We start from the raw sequence: 17,132 nt of genomic DNA, 5'->3' as shown, positions 1-17,132 counted from the left end.
CGACTCTCCAATAGGTGACCTTTTCAGCCCCCAAACGGTCACCTATTGGAGAGTCGATTCTAGATTTCGACGACGACGTCGGACGGCTTCTTGTCGGGCCGCCACCCCCGCCACACGGGATGGCGCAATTTACCGGCGGACGTGCGTTCACTGAACTGCACCTCGCCCACGAGCGCTGGCCGCACCCACCGCGCGTCGGACGCATCGAGCGCCGGAACGTCGTCTAGCGGTGCGGTCTTGCGGCCCATCTTCTTGAGCCTGGACCCGATCTCGGCCAGCTCGCGCTCGGTCAGGCCGGAGCCCACACGGCCAATGTACTTCAGGTCCACGCCGTCGGGGATCGCGACCAGCAGCGAACCGACCTTGTGCGCACGGTTCCCCTTTCCGGGACGCCACCCCACAATGACCACTTCCTGCGTCAGCGAGTGCTTGATCTTCACCCAGGATTCCGAGCGCCGGCCTGCCGAGTAGGTGCTGTTCACCCGTTTGGCGAGCACTCCTTCGAGGCCCAGTTCCCTGCTGGCCTCGATTGCTTCGTCGAGGGTCGCATCGAGCGCCGGAGGCACCTGAATGTGCCCGTCGCGCGGAGGATCAACGGCCTCCTCAAGCACTTCGCGCCGCTGCGAATAAGCCAGTTCAATCAGCGAATTCCCGTCCAGGTGCAGCAGGTCGAACAATAGGAAGTGCACCGGCGTCCGTTTGCAGGCGGCCTCGATCTCGGATGTCTTGGTCAGGTTCATGCGTCCCTGCAGCAGCCCAAAGTCCGGCCGGCCTGCCTTGTTGATGGCAACGATCTCGCCGTCGAGCACCGCCTGCTCCGCATTGACGTACTTTCCGAGGTCCGCGAGCTCCGGGTACGCCTTCGTCAGATCGTTACCGTTGCGGCTCATCAGCCGCGTACCCGCCGGCGTTACCGTGGCAATCGCCCGGATCCCGTCCCACTTCATCTCGAACGCCCAGCCCTCCTCTGACCGGATGAAGCCCGGCGCTCCGGTGGTGGCCAGCATCGGTTTGAGGTTCGGCAACTCTTCCTTGACCGGCTCCTTGAACGCCGGGGGCGATGGCTGGCCGGGCTGCTCCTTCATGAGATGGATCAGCCAGTTCTTCTCGGCCGAGTCAGTGGACCCGCCGGTGTGAATCAGCGCATACCTGCGCACGGCGTTACCGCCCTGGGCAAGCCCGCCGTCCTCGCGCCCGGTCAGGGTGCAGATGACCTCCTTGCCCGGCCGCCACTTCTCCGCCTCGTAGGTGCCCGAGTCCCAGATGTACACCTCGCCGGCGCCGTACTCGCCCTTCGGGATGGTGCCCTCGAACGAGCCGTAGTCCAGCGGATGGTCCTCCGTCTGCACGGCGAGATGGTTCTGGTCTGCCGTCACCGGCGGGCCCTTCGGAATGGCCCACGACACCAGCACGCCGTCGCGCTCGAGCCGGAAGTCGTAATGCAGCCGGCGTGCATGGTGCTCCTGGATCACAAAGCTGTTGCCACCAGTTTCGCCAACCCTGTCCGGCACCGGCTCAGGCGTCTTCGAGGCATCCCGCATGGAACGGTAGGTGTGCAGGCGGTCCGGGCCGTCGTCGTCGTCGGTTGAAGCTGTCCCGGGGTCCATGTCCGCGAGCAGGTCGCCTGGATTCCGGACGCGCTCCATCACCTGCTCGTAGTCAAGGTGGTCCAGGTCCGGGTCCTCGAGTTCCTCCCAGGTACGCGGCGCCGCGACCATGGGACGGGCCTTCCCGCGCAGTGAGTAAGGGGTGATCGTGGTCTTGTTGCGGTTGTTCTGGCTCCAGTCCAGCAGCACCTTTCCGCCGCGCAGGGATTTCTTCATGTCGCTGACCACGAGATCGGGGTGGTCAGCCTCCAGCACCCGCGCCAGTTCCTTGGCGACGGCGGAAACCTGGTCCGAAGTCTGCTTGCCGTCCAGCGCCGCGTACAGGTGGATCCCCTTCGATCCGCTGGTCACCGGCCGCGGATCCAGTCCCATATCCTTCAGGATCTCCCGCGCCAGCCTTGCCACTTCCGCGCACTCGACGAGTGAGGCGCCGGGTCCCGGATCGAGGTCGAGCACCAGGCGGTCGGGATTGTTGATCTCGCCACTGGGGCCGAATTTCCACTGCGGCACGTGGATCTCCAGCGCGGAGATCTGCGCGAGCCAGGTGAGCGTCGCGAGGTTGTTGAGCATCGGGTACACGTTCAGGTGATCGCTGTGTTCAATACCGAAACGCTCAACCCACGACGGCGCCGACTTGTCCAGGTTCTTCTGAAAGAACACTTCCCCCGGCTTTTCCTCCGTTCCGACGCCGTTGACCCACCTCTTGCGGGTGACAGGCCGGTTGCGGGCGTGCGGGATGAGGTGATCGGCAACGGCGGCGTAGTAGGCCAGGACATCAGCCTTGGTCAGACCGGACTCCGGGTACATGACGCGGTCCAGGCTGGTGAGCTTCAGGCGCCGTCCCTCGACGGTAACCGTCTGCTGCGCGCTGCTGGGGGCCATTGACCCAGTCTTGTAGGGAACCGGCGTTTGCGCCAGTAGCGCGAGCCGAGCGCGAGCCGGCGCTCGTCGTCGTCGTCGTCGTCGTCGTCGTCGTCGTCGAGGCAGCCAACCATCGAACCTTCCCTACGCCCGCCCTGTCAATACCGAACGTTCGTTTTCAGATTGTTTTGCGGCAAATCGTATGAAACCCCCAGAAATGGTGGCCACCGGATGAACAGCATCCTTACAGTTGCCAGTGATTCGGATCACAGCTGGCCAGCGAAGTTCATCAGGATCAAGAACACGTCCAAGTGAGCAGGTGCGTTACAACGCCCTGCATCCAGAACCGAAAGTTGTCAATTGAAATCGATTAGGTTACTTGCAGCCGCCGCACTCGCAGCGGGAACCCTCCTCGCTCCGGCCGCCGCCACCGCGGCTCCTCCCGGTACCGACATAGTCGGTGGAGACACCATCCCCATCAGCGCCGCGCCCTACGCAGTCCAGATTCACGTCAATAGCTCGGGTACCGCCTTCAACTGCACCGGATCGCTCATCTCCTCCCAGTGGGTCCTCACGGCCAAGCACTGTGAGGGCACCCGTTCCGTGCGGCTCGGCACGGCCACAAATGGCTCCGGCGGAACGGTACGCACGGTCATCGCTGACCGCGCCTTCGCCGGCGGCGACGTGCGCCTGCTGAAGTTGAGCTCCCCGTACAACGGCGCGACGGTGACCCTGGACAAGGACCGCGTCACGCAGGCCGGTCCGGCCAGCGCCTACGGCTGGGGCCGCACCTGTGGCGTCTGCAACGCTTCCGCCACCCTGAAGACCGCACAGGTCAGCATCACCGCCTACTCGTCGGATGCCTACGGCGGACCTGCCCTGCAGACCTACGGTGACGACGGCCAGGTCTTCAAGGGCGACTCGGGCGGACCCCTCATGGTCAACGGCCAGCAGGTCGGCGTGCTCTCAACCGGCAGCGGCAATCCCGACAGCATCAACCGCCCCGCCAACTACAGCGAGGTCAGCAACGCAATGTCCTGGATCACCTCGATCTCCGGCGTAACGGGAAGGTAGGCCAGAGATGAAGAAGCTGAAACTCGCAGCGATTGCCACCCTTGCCGCCACGGCACTGCTCGGCCCCATCGGCGTGGCCTCAGCAGCACCCGACGGCGGCGCCGATACGCAGATTGTGGGCGGCAAAGACGTCAGCCACTCCGCTGCACCGTACACGGCACAGGTGAACATCAACGGAACCTTCGCCTGCTCTGCCTCGCAGATCTCGGCCCAGTGGGTCCTCACGGCGAAGCACTGCCTGGGCAGCAACATGTCCGTCAACCTCGGTTCGGCGAACCTGGGCGGCGGAACACGGGTGTCCGTTGCGCAGACCTACTCCTACAACGGCGGCGACCTTGCGCTCCTGCGGCTGTCACGGTCGGTTTCCGGCAGCTACGCCAGCCTGGAGAAGGACCCGCTGCAGTACCAGACGTCCGGCAATATCTATGGTTGGGGTCGCGAGACGGCCAATGGACCAGCCTCTCCAGTGTTGAAGACGGCATCGGTCTACATCGAGTCCCTGGAGGATGACGCGTACGGCGGACCCGCCTACCGTCACGTGGGCGTTGACGGGCAGGCCTGGAAGGGTGACTCCGGCGGGCCCCTGGTAGTCAGCGGAAAGGTGATCGGCGTGGCTTCGACCAGCGCCAGCGGCGGCACCAACACCCGTGCCTCGTCCTGGTACTCCTCGGTCCCGCACGGCATCAGCTGGATCACCTCCGTTTCGGGAGTGACCGGTTCCTAAGATCGGAAGCACCGCCCGCTGAGTGCGTAGATAATGACGCTTCGATCGAAGCTTTCAGTCATCATCTACGCACTCAGCGGCAGTTAAGCCCCGAGTACGACGACGGCGCACAGCCAGCTCCAAGGGCGTCCCGCCTCGACCGGGCATAACTTCTCACACCGACGCGTTGGCCAACGGTATGAGCTCAAAGCTGTTTGAACCTTTCACCCTCCGCGGTACCACTTTCAAAAACCGGGTCTGGCTTGCACCGATGTGCCAGTATTCGGCTGAGGACGGCATGCCGAACGAGTGGCATCATGTGCACCTCGGCGCCCGGGCAGCCGGCGGATTCGGCCTCATCCTGGCCGAAGCCACCGCAGTCACCCCGGATGGCCGCATTTCCCCGGAGGATACGGGTATCTGGAACGACCGCCAACGCGACGCGTGGAAGCCGATCGTGGACTTCATCCACGCACAGAACAGCGTCGCCGGTATCCAACTGGCCCACGCGGGCCGCAAAGCATCCACTTTCTCCCCCTGGCGCGGACGTGGCACCGTACCGGCGGACGACGGCGGCTGGAACACTATCGCCCCTTCCGCCGAAGCATTCCCCGGCTACAGGGAGCCGCGCGAAATGACCATGACGGAGATCCGGGAAGTTCCCCGTGCCTTCGCCCGCGGTGCGCGGCGGGCGCTGGAAGCCGGCTTCGACGTCGTCGAACTGCATGCCGCCCACGGTTACCTTCTGCATCAGTTCCTCTCGCCGCTGAGCAACCACCGGACGGACAACTACGGTGGCACGCATGCCAACCGCGTGCGCCTCCTGCTTGAAGTGACCGACGCCGTCAGGGAGGTCTGGCCGGAGGACAAGCCGCTGTTCGTGCGCGTATCGGCAACGGACTGGACTGACGGAGGCGTTGACGTTGCAGAGACCAGCCAGACGGCGGCGCTGCTCAGGGAGCGCGGAGTCGACCTGGTCGACGTCTCCTCCGGCGGCAACGTACAGGCCGACATCCCCGTTGAACCCGGCTACCAGGTGGAACTGGCAACGATCGTGGCTAAGAACTCGAACCTCCCAGTGAGCGCCGTGGGGCTGATCACCGAGCCCGCACAGGCCGAGCACATCCTCGCCGAAGAACGCGCCGACGCGATCATGCTGGCCCGCGCCGCGCTGCGTGACCCGAACTGGCCGATGCGCGCCCAACATGAACTCGGGTTGGGCACTGAAGGCACGTCGTGGCCGTCTCAGTACGAGCGGGGCGCCTGGCAGTAGCGGCGGCGCCTCAGCGCAGCCGCAGGTTCAGTCCGCGAACTGCTCCTCATACCGCGCAACGTATTCGTCCCATAGCGCAGGGTTCTGCCCGAGGGGACGTTCGTTCAGGTAGTCGTCCAATCCCATGAGGGTCAGGTGCCAACCGGCGGCCGAGCGCGCAATGTCCTGGCCCTCCCGGACCGTATTGGTCAGCGTGAGGAGGCTGCCGCCGTCGTCGTCCTCGAGCTCCCAACGCAGGATTTCCTCGTCCCAGGTGTAGGCGAGCAGACGCGGCTTGGCGGCCTCGAGGACGGTTCCCTCAACGGGCCTTTCGCGATGGACCTTGAAGGTGACGGTGGCGCCCACGCGGGGCAGGATGTCCAACTCGCACGGGAACCAGTACTTCAGCTTGGCCGGGTCTGTGAGGTGCTTCCACATCACCTGCATGGGCGCGTTGAAGCGCATCTCGAACCAGAGAGCGGGCTGTCCGTCGGCGAGCGTTCTGGTAACCATCGGTTCGGTATTCACCTAAGCAATCGTAGACCGTCCGTTTACTCCTTCGGGCGTCACTGGTTCACTAGGAACATGAGAGCCATTTGGAAAGGCGCGGTAGCGTTTGGGCTGGTCAACGTGCCGGTGAAGGTGTACAGCGCAACCGAGGACCACGACATTAGCCTCCATCAGGTCCACGACAAGGACGGCGGCCGAATCCGTTACCAGCGGCGGTGCGAAATCTGCGGCGAAGTTGTGGAGTACAAGAACATAGACAAGGCGTACGACGACGGCGAGCGCACCGTGGTGCTCACCGCCGAGGATTTTGCGTCGCTTCCCGTGGAGAAGAGCCGCGAGATCGAGGTCGTGGAGTTTGTTCCAAGCGACCAGATTGATCCGATCATGTTTGACCGCGCCTACTATCTGGAGCCGGATTCGAAGTCGACGAAAGCCTATGTGCTGCTTCGGCGGACCCTGGAGGAAACGGACCGGACGGCGATCGTCCAGTTCGCCCTACGCCAGAAGTCCCGGCTGGCCGCCCTTCGCGTCCGCGGCGACGTGTTGATGATCCAGACACTGCTCTGGGAGGACGAAGTTCGCGAGGCGAGCTTCCCGTCGCTGGATGAGAAGGTGCGCATCTCCTCGAAGGAGAAGGAAATGTCGGCGGCGCTGGTTGAGTCCTTCTCTTCCGACTTCGACCCCGAGAACTTCAAGGACGAGTACCAGGAGCAGCTGCGCACCCTCATCGAGGCGAAGCTGGAGAAGGGCGAGGCCCTCGATACCGACGAGACATTCGGTGAAACCGGCGAGGAAGAGGGCGGGAACGTGCTCGACCTCATGGAGGCACTGCGCAGGAGCGTAGAGAAGAACCGCGAGAAGAAGGGCGCGGCCCCCAGCATAAAGGAGAAGGCAGCGTCAGGTTCCAAGTCCAAAACCAAGAAAGGTGCGTAATGGGGTTCATCAGAAACGAGTTCGGAGAGCAAACCATCGCCAAGCCACCGAACGCTCCCATCATCGGGTGGGCCCTTCTGGGTGCCGCATCGATGATGGCGCTTGAGGAGAAGAACCGCGAGGCGCTCTCCGCGGCGAGCAAGGCTTGCCTGATGGTGTGGGCGGCACTGGAACTTGCCAACGGCGACAGTGTGTTCCGCAAGGCCATTGGCGGCATCACGCTCGGGTGGCTCGCGCGCCGGGACTAGGACGGCGGCGTTTGCCGGCGTCAGCGGGCCAGGCAACGAAGGGTTACGCGCAGAAAGACGCGCCCCTACGGATAATCCGCAGGGGCGCGTCCTTTCGACAGCTCAGCGGCTCGGCTACTTGCCGATGTTCGCCGGGCCGGCTGCGTCGGCGCTCTTGACGGCCTCGGCGCGACGCTGCTCGATCTTGCTCTCGATCGCGGCTTCGCGGGACTCTGCCGGTGCCGTGCGCAGGGCTTCGGTGGGAGCGCTTTCCAGTGTCTGCTGAGGAACAGGCGTGGTCGATGCTCCACCGTTCTTGGACCCGGTCTGGGGCAGGCTCAGCGCCGGCGCGTCAGCGGCTGGGGCCTCGGCGGGGGCACCGGTCCATTCCTCGAATTCACCGGTAACTTCGCCGCGCACATTGTTCATGCCGAGCTGGGCGATGGGGTTATTACCAGTCAACGCTACGGATCCACGGACAATGTTGTTGTCCATGACAATGCCGCCGGTGTTGCCCGTAGCGGAGAAGTTGCTACCCCAGTAGTTACCCGAGGTGCACTCATCGAGCGGGCCGTCCGCCCCGATCTGAAGCATGTCAGTGTTGTCGGCAAACACTGCTTCACCGGCGACTGACGTGCCGCAGATGACGCTGCCGAAGGAGGTGCCCTGTACCCGGAGTGCGCCATCGACCCAGCTCTGGTGGAGATCGGTGTAGGCCGAGTCCCGGGAGTCAACCGAGCCGATAACGTCTGTGGTTTCGATGAACAGTTCACCGGAACGTGAGATCAGGTCACCTGCGATCGAAGCATTCGCGGTGTAGACGAACCCGCCAACCGTGACGTCACCGCTCGGGCGGGTCAGGACGCGGTCGCCGGCGGTGGTGCCATCAAGGTACGCACCGAATGCGCCGTTGAGCACAACCTGGCCGTTTACCGTTCCGCCGATCACCTCGACGTAGGCGTCAATCGCACCACTGAGCTGGCCTTCAATGGTCACGTCTTCAGCGACAAGGTCCGCACCCGGGGCTACGCGAACGTTGCCGGTGATCGTGGTTCCGGTCAGGTTGCAGGACTGGTCCTTGGGAACAACCAGATCGCCGGGAACCGTTACGGCTCCAGCCTCGCCCACGCAGCGGGTGGTGAGGGCAGCGGAGGCGGGGGGTGCGAAAAGCATGCTGGTAGCGCCTAGGGCTACGGCAGCGGTGAGTACTGAGACCTTCTTCTTGTTCATGGATTCCTCTGTTGATAAGGCGCGAGAGCGAGCGAGTCAGATGGAGCGTTCGTACACAGTGACGAGTATTACATCCAGACCCACTTGAGCACTAGTGATTGAAACAAGTTGATTTTTATTACATTCGCTCAGAACTTGAAGTCTTGACTATTGTTCACCTGTTTGTCATTCTGCCTTTTCGCGTTCCTGCTCAACCAGCTTCCGGTCACGGACCAGTCTGAGCGCTGTAACCAGAAGGACGCCGCCGATGATGTTGAACACGACCGTATATCCGAACCAGCCCAACCAGTCCAGGTAGTTGATGTCCGCTCCGGCTTGGATAGCGCCGAAGATCAACAGCGAGTCCAGGATGGAGTGGAAGAGCTGCAGTCCCGAGAGCAGGAAACCACCAACGACGGCGGCTGCGAGCTTCCCGGCCATCTGCTCCGTTCCGTGCTGCATGCGGGTCATGAGCGTAATGGTGCTCCCGCCAAGCAGCGCAAGGCACACGGTTTGCCAGGACAGCCCGGCGTCAACGTAGTGCTCGGCAGAGGTGGTGATGGTCTCGGTCCACTGTGGAAATGCGGTCATCACCAGCGCCATGAAGATCCATCCGCCAACCAGGTTGGCCAGCAATGTTCCGCCCCACAGCTTGGCGAGCTGGGCCACGCTGGCCTGTCCCGCGGTTACGGCCGCTATCGGGACCAGGAAGCCCTCGGTGAACAGCTCGCTCTTGGCCAGCAACAGGGCGATGAGCCCGGCACTGAACGCGAACCCGGCCAGCAGATGGTTGTCGGTCTCGTGAAGCACCGCGAGGTAGGCGATCACACCGATGCCGATCTCGAAGCCACCGAAGAGGCCGGTGATCAGGACATCCGGGAAAGTCCGATGCAGACGCTGGGCGCCCTCGTCGACGGTGCGGTCGAACGATTCCTCGATCTCTTCCTCAACCGGTCCGGCATTGTCGCCGAGTTCCCGCCGTCGTGCGTCGCCGTCGTCGTCGTCGTTCAAGCTGCCTGCCTATCCGGTGCGTATCGTGATCGAGGTGGCACGACACACCGCGAATGAAGACTCATCCCCGGAGTGTCCTGCCACCTCGATTCTAGGGCGCCGGATAGGGCGCGACCTTGAGCGACTTCGCCAGGTGGACGGCGTTGGTGGCCATGGAGGAAATTGTGGATGCGACGGGGTCCGGAACCTCGTCGAGGTCCTTGAAGTCGACGGTCTGCATTGCTTCGCCCACCCAGTACACGCCGCCCTGCGCGGCGACGGTGAAGCCGATGTCGTTGAGGCCCTGGTGCATTTCAGCGGTGACGTGGTGGGCACCGTCCTCGTTACCGACAACCGCAGTCAGGGCGACCCTGTTGTACATGATGGGCCGTCCTTCGTCGTCTGTGGAGGAGAGGTCGGCGTCCAGGCGCTCGAACACCCTCTGGCCGAGGCTGCACATGTGGCCCACCCAGATGGGCGTGCAGAGGAGGAAGATATCCGCGTCGAGGATCTGCTGGCGCAGTTGCGGCCACTCGTCGCCGTTGCCCATGTCGATCTGCACGCCGGGTGCCACGTTGTGGTCGACAACCCGGGCCGACGACGTCGCCACCCCCTGTTCCTTCAGCTTGCCGAGGATGTGGCCGGCCATGAGGTCGCTGCTCGACTCATCCGGCGAGGGTGTCAGGGTGCAGATCAGAGCGAATGCCTTGAGGTTCTCCATAAGTTTTCCTTCCGTTAGATCGACAATGCAGGACATGCCGCTTTCGCCGTACGAATTGCGGCGTGTCCTGCATTGTCGATGTGGTTATTGTCGGTAGCCCTCGACCTGGTCGATGGGCCGCGCCTCGGCCTCCTGCGGACTCTCTCCGGCGTCCTGCTTGGCCCGTCGCTGCCGAAGGAGGTCCCAGCACTGGTCCAGCTCTTCTTCGACCCGCTTCAGCCGTCCCGGCCGGTCACTGCCTGGGTCATCTTCGCCCGGGGGTGCTCCGCGCAGTTCGTGCTCCTCGTTCACCAGTGACTGGATGCGCGCCAGAATGTCCTGATCGTTCATGGCCAAACTCCTTCGCCGTAATTCTTCGGAGGCGGGGTACCGCCCAACCGGGATGAATCTAGCTTGGAATAATCAGGCTACTTACTACCCGCTGAAATATCTACCGCGGAGGGTGCCACCGGACGGCTCTGGTCGGCACTTCGGACACGCTGGTAAGCGATCCAGACATTCAGGAGCAAGATACTGCTCACCTATCTCCACCCTCCTCCAGATCGTGTCCGGATTGCTCGCCGCCGAGCACGCCGGATGCGGTTTGCGCGAGCGCCTAGAAGATGCCCTAAACTGGCGAGGAACTATTCGCCTGTGTAGCTCAGTCTGGTAGAGCATCCGCTTCACACGCGGAAGGCCCGGGGATCGAGGCCCCGCGCAGGCACTGTTCAAGGAAGCCCGTTCCGCTCGTTGCGGGGCGGGCTTCCGTTCGTTGTGGAAGCCTTGTTTCCACGCACACAACAGAACGACGACGCCGGACCGGAGTCCGCCGCCGTCGTTCTGTTTATAGCTACTTGGGTGTAATCTCTACCGGGCGCGCGCCGTATGGTTCTTGCCCTTGAGCGCCAAGGCCAGGCCAATCATGCCGACCGCCAAACCAAGGTGCAGAATGTTGTCCGCTGCATTCACGGGAACAAAGTTGGCTGCCGACTCTGCAGGAACAATGAGCCCATAGATGAAGAGCACTGCGTAGATGACGCCGCCGAACAGCAGGAAGTTGTAAGCCCCCGTGGCCGTCTTTGCCATCAGTACGCCCGCTACACCGAACAGCAGGTGGACGATGTTGTGCAGGATCGAAACCTGGAAAAGGCCTAGCAGGAGTGCTTCTGATCCGCTACCCGCGAACTGCAGCGTGTCATAGTTGCCGGTGATTCCCGGGACGAAGCCCAAGACACCCACCAGCAGGAACACAACTCCTACGGCGAGCGCGGCCTTCTGAATGTTGGTCCGGGTGGCTACGCCCGATCCGGATGAATGTGTTGATGCCATTGCACTATCCCCTTTACTAGCCGGTTGGCGGGCCACCGGCGTTTGGTGTTGCGAGTAGATGAACAGCATTTCCCCGCCCCTATGTATTGTCAGACTGCCATAGCAGGAGCCGAATATGAAGCACGCTTAGTTAACTCTTTGGTAACCGTTGCCAGGAGCATCGTTCCGCGGGAAGTATGGGGTTTATGACTTTTTCGCCTAAGACCGCGGTGGTAACCGGTTCAAATTCGGGCATAGGCCGCGCGACCGCGGTTGCCCTTGCAGATGCCGGGTTTGATGTAGGTATTACCTGGCACACCGGAGAGAATGGCGCGATGGAGACTGCCCGCCGCGTCGAGAAGAGGGGTCGGAGGGCGGTCGTCGCGCAGATGGATACTTCCGATGTGCCTGCGTGCGCCGACGTCGTCGACCGGTTGGCTGAAGAACTCGGCGGTCTGGATGTGTTCGTGAACAACGCCGGAATGAACAACCCGATGCCGTTCCTCGACACGGACCTCGACACGTGGCGCACCATCCTCGCTACCAATCTCGACGGCGCCTTCGTCTGCATGCAGCGCGCCGCGCGCCGGATGGTTGCTGCGGGCACGGGCGGGCGCATCATCGCCGTGACGAGCGTCCATCAGGAGCAACCGAGGGTGGGTTCGTCGGCCTATGACGCGTCCAAGCACGCCCTCGGTGGGTTGCTGCGCACGATGGCACAGGAACTGGGCGACAAGGGCGTGACCGTCAACGCCGTTCTTCCAGGAGAGATAGCCACCTCGATGAACAACGCCGAGGATGAGGAGCCGGAGGAGATCGAGCGGCCCGGCATCCCCCTCGGCCGCCCCGGCGATGCGCGGGAGGTGGCGGCGGTTATTGCCTTCCTGGCGTCTCCGGCGTCGAGCTATGTCAACGGGGCGTCATGGAGTGTGGACGGCGGCATGCTGCAGATGGGGCCGCAGGCCGGTTCGCATCTGACAAGCCACGATTGGCGCAAAGGCTAAACGTCAGGGACTCCTCAGGTTCCCAACAGCTTTCATACATCGGACGTTCAGGAAGCCCTTCTATTGTGGCATCAGTCACATCGAAAGGCGCTCTCCATGTCCCCTACGCAACAACTCGTGTCCACCAGCTTTTCCGCCCTGCAGCGGGGCCAGCAGGTCACCCTGCGGCATGCCTCCGGCAATGAGGTAACCGGCGTCCTCGAGGATCGATCCGACGACGCGTCGGTGGTCTGGGTCCGAATGGACGACGGCGCCGGGCGTCGCCTGATCCACAGTGAGGACGGGTACACAGTTCGAGGCTGACGCCCTCAGGTCTGCTGCTGTGCGAACACCTCCAAGACGTCATCGTTCCCCAGCCCCTGCTGACGATATTCATCCATGAGCACCTTCAGCACGTCCTGCGCGTACTCGTCGTTGGTGGATGCAATGGCATCCGTGGCGTAGATGACACGAAGGTTGTTCGCGTACGCGTCAGCGGCGGTCTGCGCAACACAGTTGTGCGTCGACACACCCGCGAGCACCACCGTATCGACGTCCAGAACGCGTAGGCGCTGCAACAGGTCGGTGCCGAAGAACGCGCTGTCCCGCGTCTTTACGAGTTGTGGCAAGCCGTCGATGCTGAGTCCGTCAACCGGCTCCGCCTGCTCGGTTCCGTTGAACAGGAAGCCCTGGTCATCGTCGAGCATGCTCACCGTCCACGTGGACTTGTCCCGCTGATGCTCGGTGCGGATCACATAGATACCAACATCCGCCTGACGCGCTTCGGAGATGAGCATGTTGCAGGCTCTAACCAGTGACTCCTGCTGCTTCCCCAGCGAATCGTCTTCGAAGAACGCCTTCTGCATATCGATGATCAACAGGGCAATCGCCATGAGCCTTCGCCTTCCGTGTTGAGTCTTATTCGGCGCGCGGTTAGGACACGAGGTTAGTTGCCGCCGCGTCCATATGGGCAAACATGGCATCAGTGGCTGCAGCGGCGTCCCCGCTCTCGATGACGTCGACCAGCTCACTATGGCGGTCCACCCGCATGTTTCCAGTTGCCCTTTCCTGGCCGGCCCACATGATCGACATGCGGATGTTGCCTTCCAACGCCTCCCATGAGTGCAGGAGCATCGCATTACCAGTGAGACGGCAGAGCGTGCGGTGAAAATTCAGATCGGCTTCGATGCGTTCATCCAGCGTGCCGTCGATGGCTTCCTGCATGGCCTGGATCGCCTTGCGGAGTACGACGACGGCGGCATCCCGGTCTTCCGCCCCGCTCAGCTCGCGCACGGCGAGGGATTCCAGGGCAGCGCGTACCGCAAAGATGTCGAGGATCTCCTTGGTGTCCAGGCTGCGAACCGAGAGCCTGCCGCGCAGTCCTGCGGAGATAAGGCCTTCCTGCTGCAACTGGCGCATGGCCTCCCGCAGGGTGCCGCGGCTGATCTGCAATTGCTCGGATAGCTCCGTTTCAACAAGGTGCGTTCCCGGCGGCAGATTACCGCTTGTGATCCCGCTTCGAAGGGCAGTGAGCGCCTGCTCACGCAGATTAACTTTCGCGAGTCCTGCCAGCGCCGTTATCTGTGTGGTCATTTCATTCCGTCCCTCACCTGGTAGCTCTACCATGATACGGCTAACTGCTGGCAGTCTGTTGTTGACTGTTAACAGTAAACGAACTAGTGTGAGAAGCATTACAACAAGCCGGACGCTGCACGGACCCATACGAGGTGACAATTATGCAATCGACCACTGAAGGTGCCGCCGTTGACGCCGCGCGGGTGCAACGCATCAGGGAAGCGGCCTACCGCATCCGAACCAACGCGCTAATCCAGGCCGAGGTTCAGGGACAGGGCTACATCGGACAGGCACTGGACCTGGCGGACGTGCTCGCAGTGCTCTATACAGACCAACTCAAGTTCAACCCCGCCGATCCGGAGTGGGAGGACAGGGACCGGTGCCTGCTATCCATAGGGCACTACGCGATCGCGCTGTACGCCGCATTGGCAGAGGCAAAGTTCTTTCCCCACGAGGAACTCGAAACATACGCGACCGACGATTCCCGCCTCCCGATGTCTGCCATGGCCTCCTACACCCCCGGCGTCGAAATCTCCGGCGGGTCACTGGGCCACGGTCTCACCATCGCCAATGGAGTGGCGCTCGGACTCAAGCGCAAGAAGAACCCTGCTTTCGTGTACAACATCCTCTCGGACGGCGAGCTTAATGAGGGTTCCACATGGGAGGCCGCCGCCGTCGCCGCCCACCACAAACTGGACAACCTCATCGCGATCGTGGACTTCAATGACCAGCAGGCTGACGGCAAGAGCCAGGCGATGTTGAGCATGGAGCCCATCGACGGAAAATTTGAGACCTTTGGTTGGATCACCCGGCGGGTGGACGGGAACGACGTCGAGGCAGTGGTCACAGCGCTCGAGGAGCTTCGCGCAACGGATGACGCGCAGCCACGCTGCCTGATCGTCAATACCAAGCTTGGCAAGGGTGTGAAGTTCCTGGAGGAGCGGGAGAAACTTCACTTCATGTCCGTCGCCGCCGATGAATGGCAGCTTGCCCACCAACAGCTGAAGGAGCAGTTCGAAGCATGAGCATCACCCAGAAGAAGAGACTGACCTCCGACGCCATGAGCGCTTCCCTCGCGGGGGATGATCAGCGGACCACTGCGGCGCCGCTGGGACACGCACTTGTCCAGCTCGCGCAGCAGGACGAGCGGGTGGTTGGCCTGTCCGCCGACCTCGCGAAGTACACGGACCTCCACATCCTGCGCGACGCGATGCCGGACCGCTTCTACCAGATAGGCATGGCCGAGCAGGCTCTGCTGGGAGCCGCGGCCGGCCTTGCGATGGAGGGGTTTGTTCCGTTCGCCTCCACCTACTCCGTTTTCGCTACGCGCCGGGCCTATGACTTCCTGTGCCTGGATATTGCCGAGGCCAATCTGAACGTCAATATGGTGTGTGCGCTGCCCGGTCTCACCACCGGCTACGGGCCGTCCCACCAGGCCACTGAGGATGTGGCGATCCTGCGCGGCATGCCGAACCTGACCATCGTTGACCCTTGCGATGCCGTGGACATCGAGCAAGCCGTCCCGCAGTTAGCCGCCCACAACGGGCCAACCTACATGCGTATCCTGCGGGGCAAGGTGCCTCGTGTGTTGGACGAGTATGACTACACCTTCCAGCTGGGCAAGGCTCAGTTGCTGCGCGGCGGCGCAGAGGTGCTGCTCATCTCGACAGGCCTGATGACCGAGCGCGCGTTGGAGGCGGCCAAGGCTTTGGCGCAGGACAGGGTGGATGTGGCGGTGTTACACGTTCCGACGCTGAAGCCGTTGGACGAAGAGACCATCCTGCGCGAGCTGGGGCGGGACCGTATTGTGCTGACCTGCGAGAACCACACCGTCATTGGCGGACTGTTCGACGCCGTCGCGCACGCAGCAATCCGGGACGGCGTTTTCCGGCAGATCACCCCTGTGGGGCTGCCGGACGAATTTCTCGACGCCGGCGCCCTCCCCACACTGAACGACCGCTACGGAGTCAGCACCTCGAAGATCGTGGAGCGGGTCAAGTCGCTGCTCGATCCGAAGCACACTGAACGTCCCGACTGAGTCACTCGTCCTTTACCGCTCCGTTGCGGAGACGTCGGTATTCACGGAATTTCCCCAGGACTGACAAGGTGAGGACCACGGCAATGAACAGCCGGAACCAGTCGAAGAACTCCCAGGGCCCGCCGGTGACTACCTTGTTGACGGTGACGCTCACGGTGAAAACCATGAAGTACAGGGCCAACGCTGCATACAAGAAGAGCTTTCGCAGCAGCTTGCGCGCGGGATTCTTCGGAAGCGTTCGGGCGTAGGCGGTGGGTTCTCCAAGTAGCTCCGCCAGCGACTTGCCGGAGTCCTGAGCCCTCGCCGCGGCGTCGTCGGCTGCCTTGGTGACCTGCTGCTCGGTGAGATCGCCGCGAATGCGAAGCGCACCCGCAAAGTGGGTCCGCCACTGCTCATCCGAGAGCGGCCCGAGCCCGCGAATCTTGCAGTTGGCTCAAGCCATGCGCCGCGACTTGAAGGCGTGAACGTGGTGCGTACCCTTCGCAGGGGGTCTTGCTCTGTAGCCTGAAAGCATGGATAACTTCGGCTTCGCAGTGACGCTAATTGGTGGTGCTTTGGGCGGTGCATTCGTGGCTGGCATCTTCGCTGTCATAGGAGCTTGGCTAGCGAATCGTCGTGAACACAGGAATTGGCTGAGAAATGAAAGGCTCAACGCTTATCGCAGTTACCTAGCGGAGACGAGACCATGGTTTGTCGAGAGTTGGTTTTCTGTTGACCATGAGCTGAGCAAGGAGGCGCAGGCGGCCATCCTTCAGTTTCAGATAATAGCCACGCCCGATGTGTTGAGAGCCGCCGAGAGACTGTCGCTATGTATAACGGCGCTGCGGAGCCGCTTTATAGAAGCACGGAAAAAGAACATCAACTTTGAATCCATCTACAAAGAAGCGGGAGTAAGCGACACCCTAAAAGAGATTGATGCACTCGTTGAGAACTTGGGCAAGGCCATGCGGAAGAGCATGAAGCTACCAGCACGAGAAGTTGACTACTGGGTTCCAATGTTGAGCGGGGATGGAGCCGAAGCGCTGGAGCTACGCGGCAACTCCAAAGGATAGTTAGCCCGGGATTTTCATCGGGGTTGTGTGCTGGCGCGTGTTTAAGCGGGGAAAGGGTGCTCTGACTTGGGAAAATGGTGGTGTCTAGGCATCATTTTCGAGTCTTGAGG

The 17,132-nt window shown here is 62.4% G+C and carries 21 protein-coding genes and 1 tRNA gene; 11 read left to right on the top strand and 11 right to left on the bottom strand.

The genetic code is table 11. From position 1 onward, the window contains the following. Positions 1–59: 59 nt before the first annotated feature. Both ACX80C_RS18220 and ACX80C_RS18215 read right to left on the bottom strand, forming a co-directional pair. Entirely contained in the window at positions 60–2,489 is a 2,430-nt protein-coding gene (locus ACX80C_RS18220; protein WP_459327876.1) for an ATP-dependent DNA ligase, read from the bottom strand. Next, the gene (locus tag ACX80C_RS18215) at positions 2,438–2,602 is read right to left on the bottom strand and encodes a hypothetical protein (protein WP_459327875.1); all 165 of its coding nucleotides are present in this window, start codon (positions 2,600–2,602) and stop codon (positions 2,438–2,440) included. The genes ACX80C_RS18220 and ACX80C_RS18215 overlap by 52 nt, the downstream gene beginning before the upstream one ends. A 226-nt stretch (positions 2,603–2,828) precedes the next feature. On the opposite strand from ACX80C_RS18215, the gene ACX80C_RS18210 reads away from it, so the two are divergent. The 3 genes from ACX80C_RS18210 (at position 2,829) to ACX80C_RS18200 (ending at position 5,518) form a co-directional block, all read left to right on the top strand. Next, complete coding sequence (locus ACX80C_RS18210; RefSeq protein ID WP_459327874.1) at positions 2,829–3,542, top strand: S1 family peptidase; 714 nt, start codon at positions 2,829–2,831, stop codon at positions 3,540–3,542. Between the two features lie 7 nt (positions 3,543–3,549). After that, the gene (locus ACX80C_RS18205; RefSeq protein ID WP_459327873.1) at positions 3,550–4,266 is read left to right on the top strand and encodes a S1 family peptidase; all 717 of its coding nucleotides are present in this window, start codon (positions 3,550–3,552) and stop codon (positions 4,264–4,266) included. A 178-nt stretch (positions 4,267–4,444) separates the two neighbouring features. Continuing rightward, positions 4,445–5,518: an NADH:flavin oxidoreductase/NADH oxidase gene (locus tag ACX80C_RS18200; RefSeq protein WP_459327872.1), complete on the top strand. Its 1,074-nt coding sequence runs from the start codon at positions 4,445–4,447 to the stop codon at positions 5,516–5,518. A gap of 27 nt (positions 5,519–5,545) precedes the next feature. Here ACX80C_RS18200 and ACX80C_RS18195 read toward each other — a convergent pair whose 3' ends face one another. Next, positions 5,546–6,025: an SRPBCC domain-containing protein gene (locus ACX80C_RS18195; protein WP_459327871.1), complete on the bottom strand. Its 480-nt coding sequence runs from the start codon at positions 6,023–6,025 to the stop codon at positions 5,546–5,548. Positions 6,026–6,082: 57 nt separating this feature from the next. Between ACX80C_RS18195 and ku the strand changes: the two genes are divergently transcribed. Both ku and ACX80C_RS18185 read left to right on the top strand, forming a co-directional pair. Beyond that, positions 6,083–6,940 (top strand): non-homologous end joining protein Ku, encoded by an 858-nt coding sequence (gene ku / locus ACX80C_RS18190; RefSeq protein WP_459327870.1) that lies wholly within the window; start codon positions 6,083–6,085, stop codon positions 6,938–6,940. After that, complete coding sequence (locus tag ACX80C_RS18185) at positions 6,940–7,188, top strand: hypothetical protein (protein ID WP_459327869.1); 249 nt, start codon at positions 6,940–6,942, stop codon at positions 7,186–7,188. The genes ku and ACX80C_RS18185 overlap by 1 nt, the downstream gene beginning before the upstream one ends. A gap of 114 nt (positions 7,189–7,302) precedes the next feature. Here ACX80C_RS18185 and ACX80C_RS18180 read toward each other — a convergent pair whose 3' ends face one another. From ACX80C_RS18180 to ACX80C_RS18165, 4 genes are all read right to left on the bottom strand, one after another. Then, positions 7,303–8,397: a hypothetical protein gene (locus tag ACX80C_RS18180; RefSeq protein WP_459327868.1), complete on the bottom strand. Its 1,095-nt coding sequence runs from the start codon at positions 8,395–8,397 to the stop codon at positions 7,303–7,305. Between the two features lie 165 nt (positions 8,398–8,562). After that, positions 8,563–9,387 (bottom strand): formate/nitrite transporter family protein, encoded by an 825-nt coding sequence (locus tag ACX80C_RS18175; RefSeq protein WP_459327867.1) that lies wholly within the window; start codon positions 9,385–9,387, stop codon positions 8,563–8,565. A 91-nt stretch (positions 9,388–9,478) separates the two neighbouring features. Further along, positions 9,479–10,087, bottom strand: coding sequence for a flavodoxin family protein (locus tag ACX80C_RS18170; RefSeq protein WP_459327866.1), 609 nt, complete (start codon positions 10,085–10,087; stop codon positions 9,479–9,481). Positions 10,088–10,171: 84 nt separating this feature from the next. Continuing rightward, on the bottom strand, positions 10,172–10,417 hold the full coding sequence (locus ACX80C_RS18165; RefSeq protein ID WP_459327865.1) for a DUF2630 family protein: 246 nt from the start codon (positions 10,415–10,417) through the stop codon (positions 10,172–10,174). Between the two features lie 299 nt (positions 10,418–10,716). On the opposite strand from ACX80C_RS18165, the gene ACX80C_RS18160 reads away from it, so the two are divergent. Further along, positions 10,717–10,790: transfer RNA gene (locus ACX80C_RS18160), tRNA-Val, on the top strand. A 143-nt stretch (positions 10,791–10,933) separates the two neighbouring features. Here ACX80C_RS18160 and ACX80C_RS18155 read toward each other — a convergent pair. Further along, entirely contained in the window at positions 10,934–11,395 is a 462-nt protein-coding gene (locus tag ACX80C_RS18155; RefSeq protein WP_459327864.1) for a DUF4383 domain-containing protein, read from the bottom strand. A 176-nt stretch (positions 11,396–11,571) separates the two neighbouring features. Here ACX80C_RS18155 and ACX80C_RS18150 point away from each other — a divergent pair, with 176 nt between their 5' ends. Both ACX80C_RS18150 and ACX80C_RS18145 read left to right on the top strand, forming a co-directional pair. Beyond that, a complete protein-coding gene (locus ACX80C_RS18150; protein ID WP_459327863.1) occupies positions 11,572–12,378 on the top strand; it encodes an SDR family oxidoreductase in 807 nt (268 codons plus the stop codon). A gap of 96 nt (positions 12,379–12,474) precedes the next feature. Continuing rightward, positions 12,475–12,681, top strand: a complete 207-nt coding sequence (locus ACX80C_RS18145; protein ID WP_459327862.1) for a hypothetical protein — start codon at positions 12,475–12,477, stop codon at positions 12,679–12,681. A gap of 5 nt (positions 12,682–12,686) precedes the next feature. On the opposite strand, the gene ACX80C_RS18140 is transcribed toward ACX80C_RS18145, so the two are convergent. Both ACX80C_RS18140 and ACX80C_RS18135 read right to left on the bottom strand, forming a co-directional pair. Further along, positions 12,687–13,250: a cysteine hydrolase family protein gene (locus ACX80C_RS18140; RefSeq protein ID WP_459327861.1), complete on the bottom strand. Its 564-nt coding sequence runs from the start codon at positions 13,248–13,250 to the stop codon at positions 12,687–12,689. Positions 13,251–13,290: 40 nt separating this feature from the next. Beyond that, entirely contained in the window at positions 13,291–13,950 is a 660-nt protein-coding gene (locus tag ACX80C_RS18135) for a GntR family transcriptional regulator (RefSeq protein ID WP_459327860.1), read from the bottom strand. Between the two features lie 143 nt (positions 13,951–14,093). On the opposite strand from ACX80C_RS18135, the gene ACX80C_RS18130 reads away from it, so the two are divergent. Continuing rightward, positions 14,094–14,957, top strand: a complete 864-nt coding sequence (locus tag ACX80C_RS18130) for a transketolase (protein WP_459327859.1) — start codon at positions 14,094–14,096, stop codon at positions 14,955–14,957. Next, positions 14,954–15,970, top strand: coding sequence for a transketolase family protein (locus ACX80C_RS18125; RefSeq protein ID WP_459327858.1), 1,017 nt, complete (start codon positions 14,954–14,956; stop codon positions 15,968–15,970). Before ACX80C_RS18130 ends, ACX80C_RS18125 begins: the two co-directional genes overlap by 4 nt. Before the next feature lies 1 nt (position 15,971). Here the strand turns inward: ACX80C_RS18125 and ACX80C_RS18120 are convergent, their stop codons facing one another. After that, positions 15,972–16,124, bottom strand: coding sequence for a hypothetical protein (locus ACX80C_RS18120; protein WP_459327857.1), 153 nt, complete (start codon positions 16,122–16,124; stop codon positions 15,972–15,974). 358 nt (positions 16,125–16,482) lie between these two features. On the opposite strand from ACX80C_RS18120, the gene ACX80C_RS18115 reads away from it, so the two are divergent. Continuing rightward, positions 16,483–17,022, top strand: a complete 540-nt coding sequence (locus tag ACX80C_RS18115) for a hypothetical protein (RefSeq protein WP_459327856.1) — start codon at positions 16,483–16,485, stop codon at positions 17,020–17,022. Positions 17,023–17,132: the final 110 nt, after the last annotated feature.

This window comes from Arthrobacter tecti (genome assembly GCF_054511355.1).
Note: the sequence above shows the minus strand (reverse complement) of the source record. Positions and strands in the feature narration are given on the sequence as shown.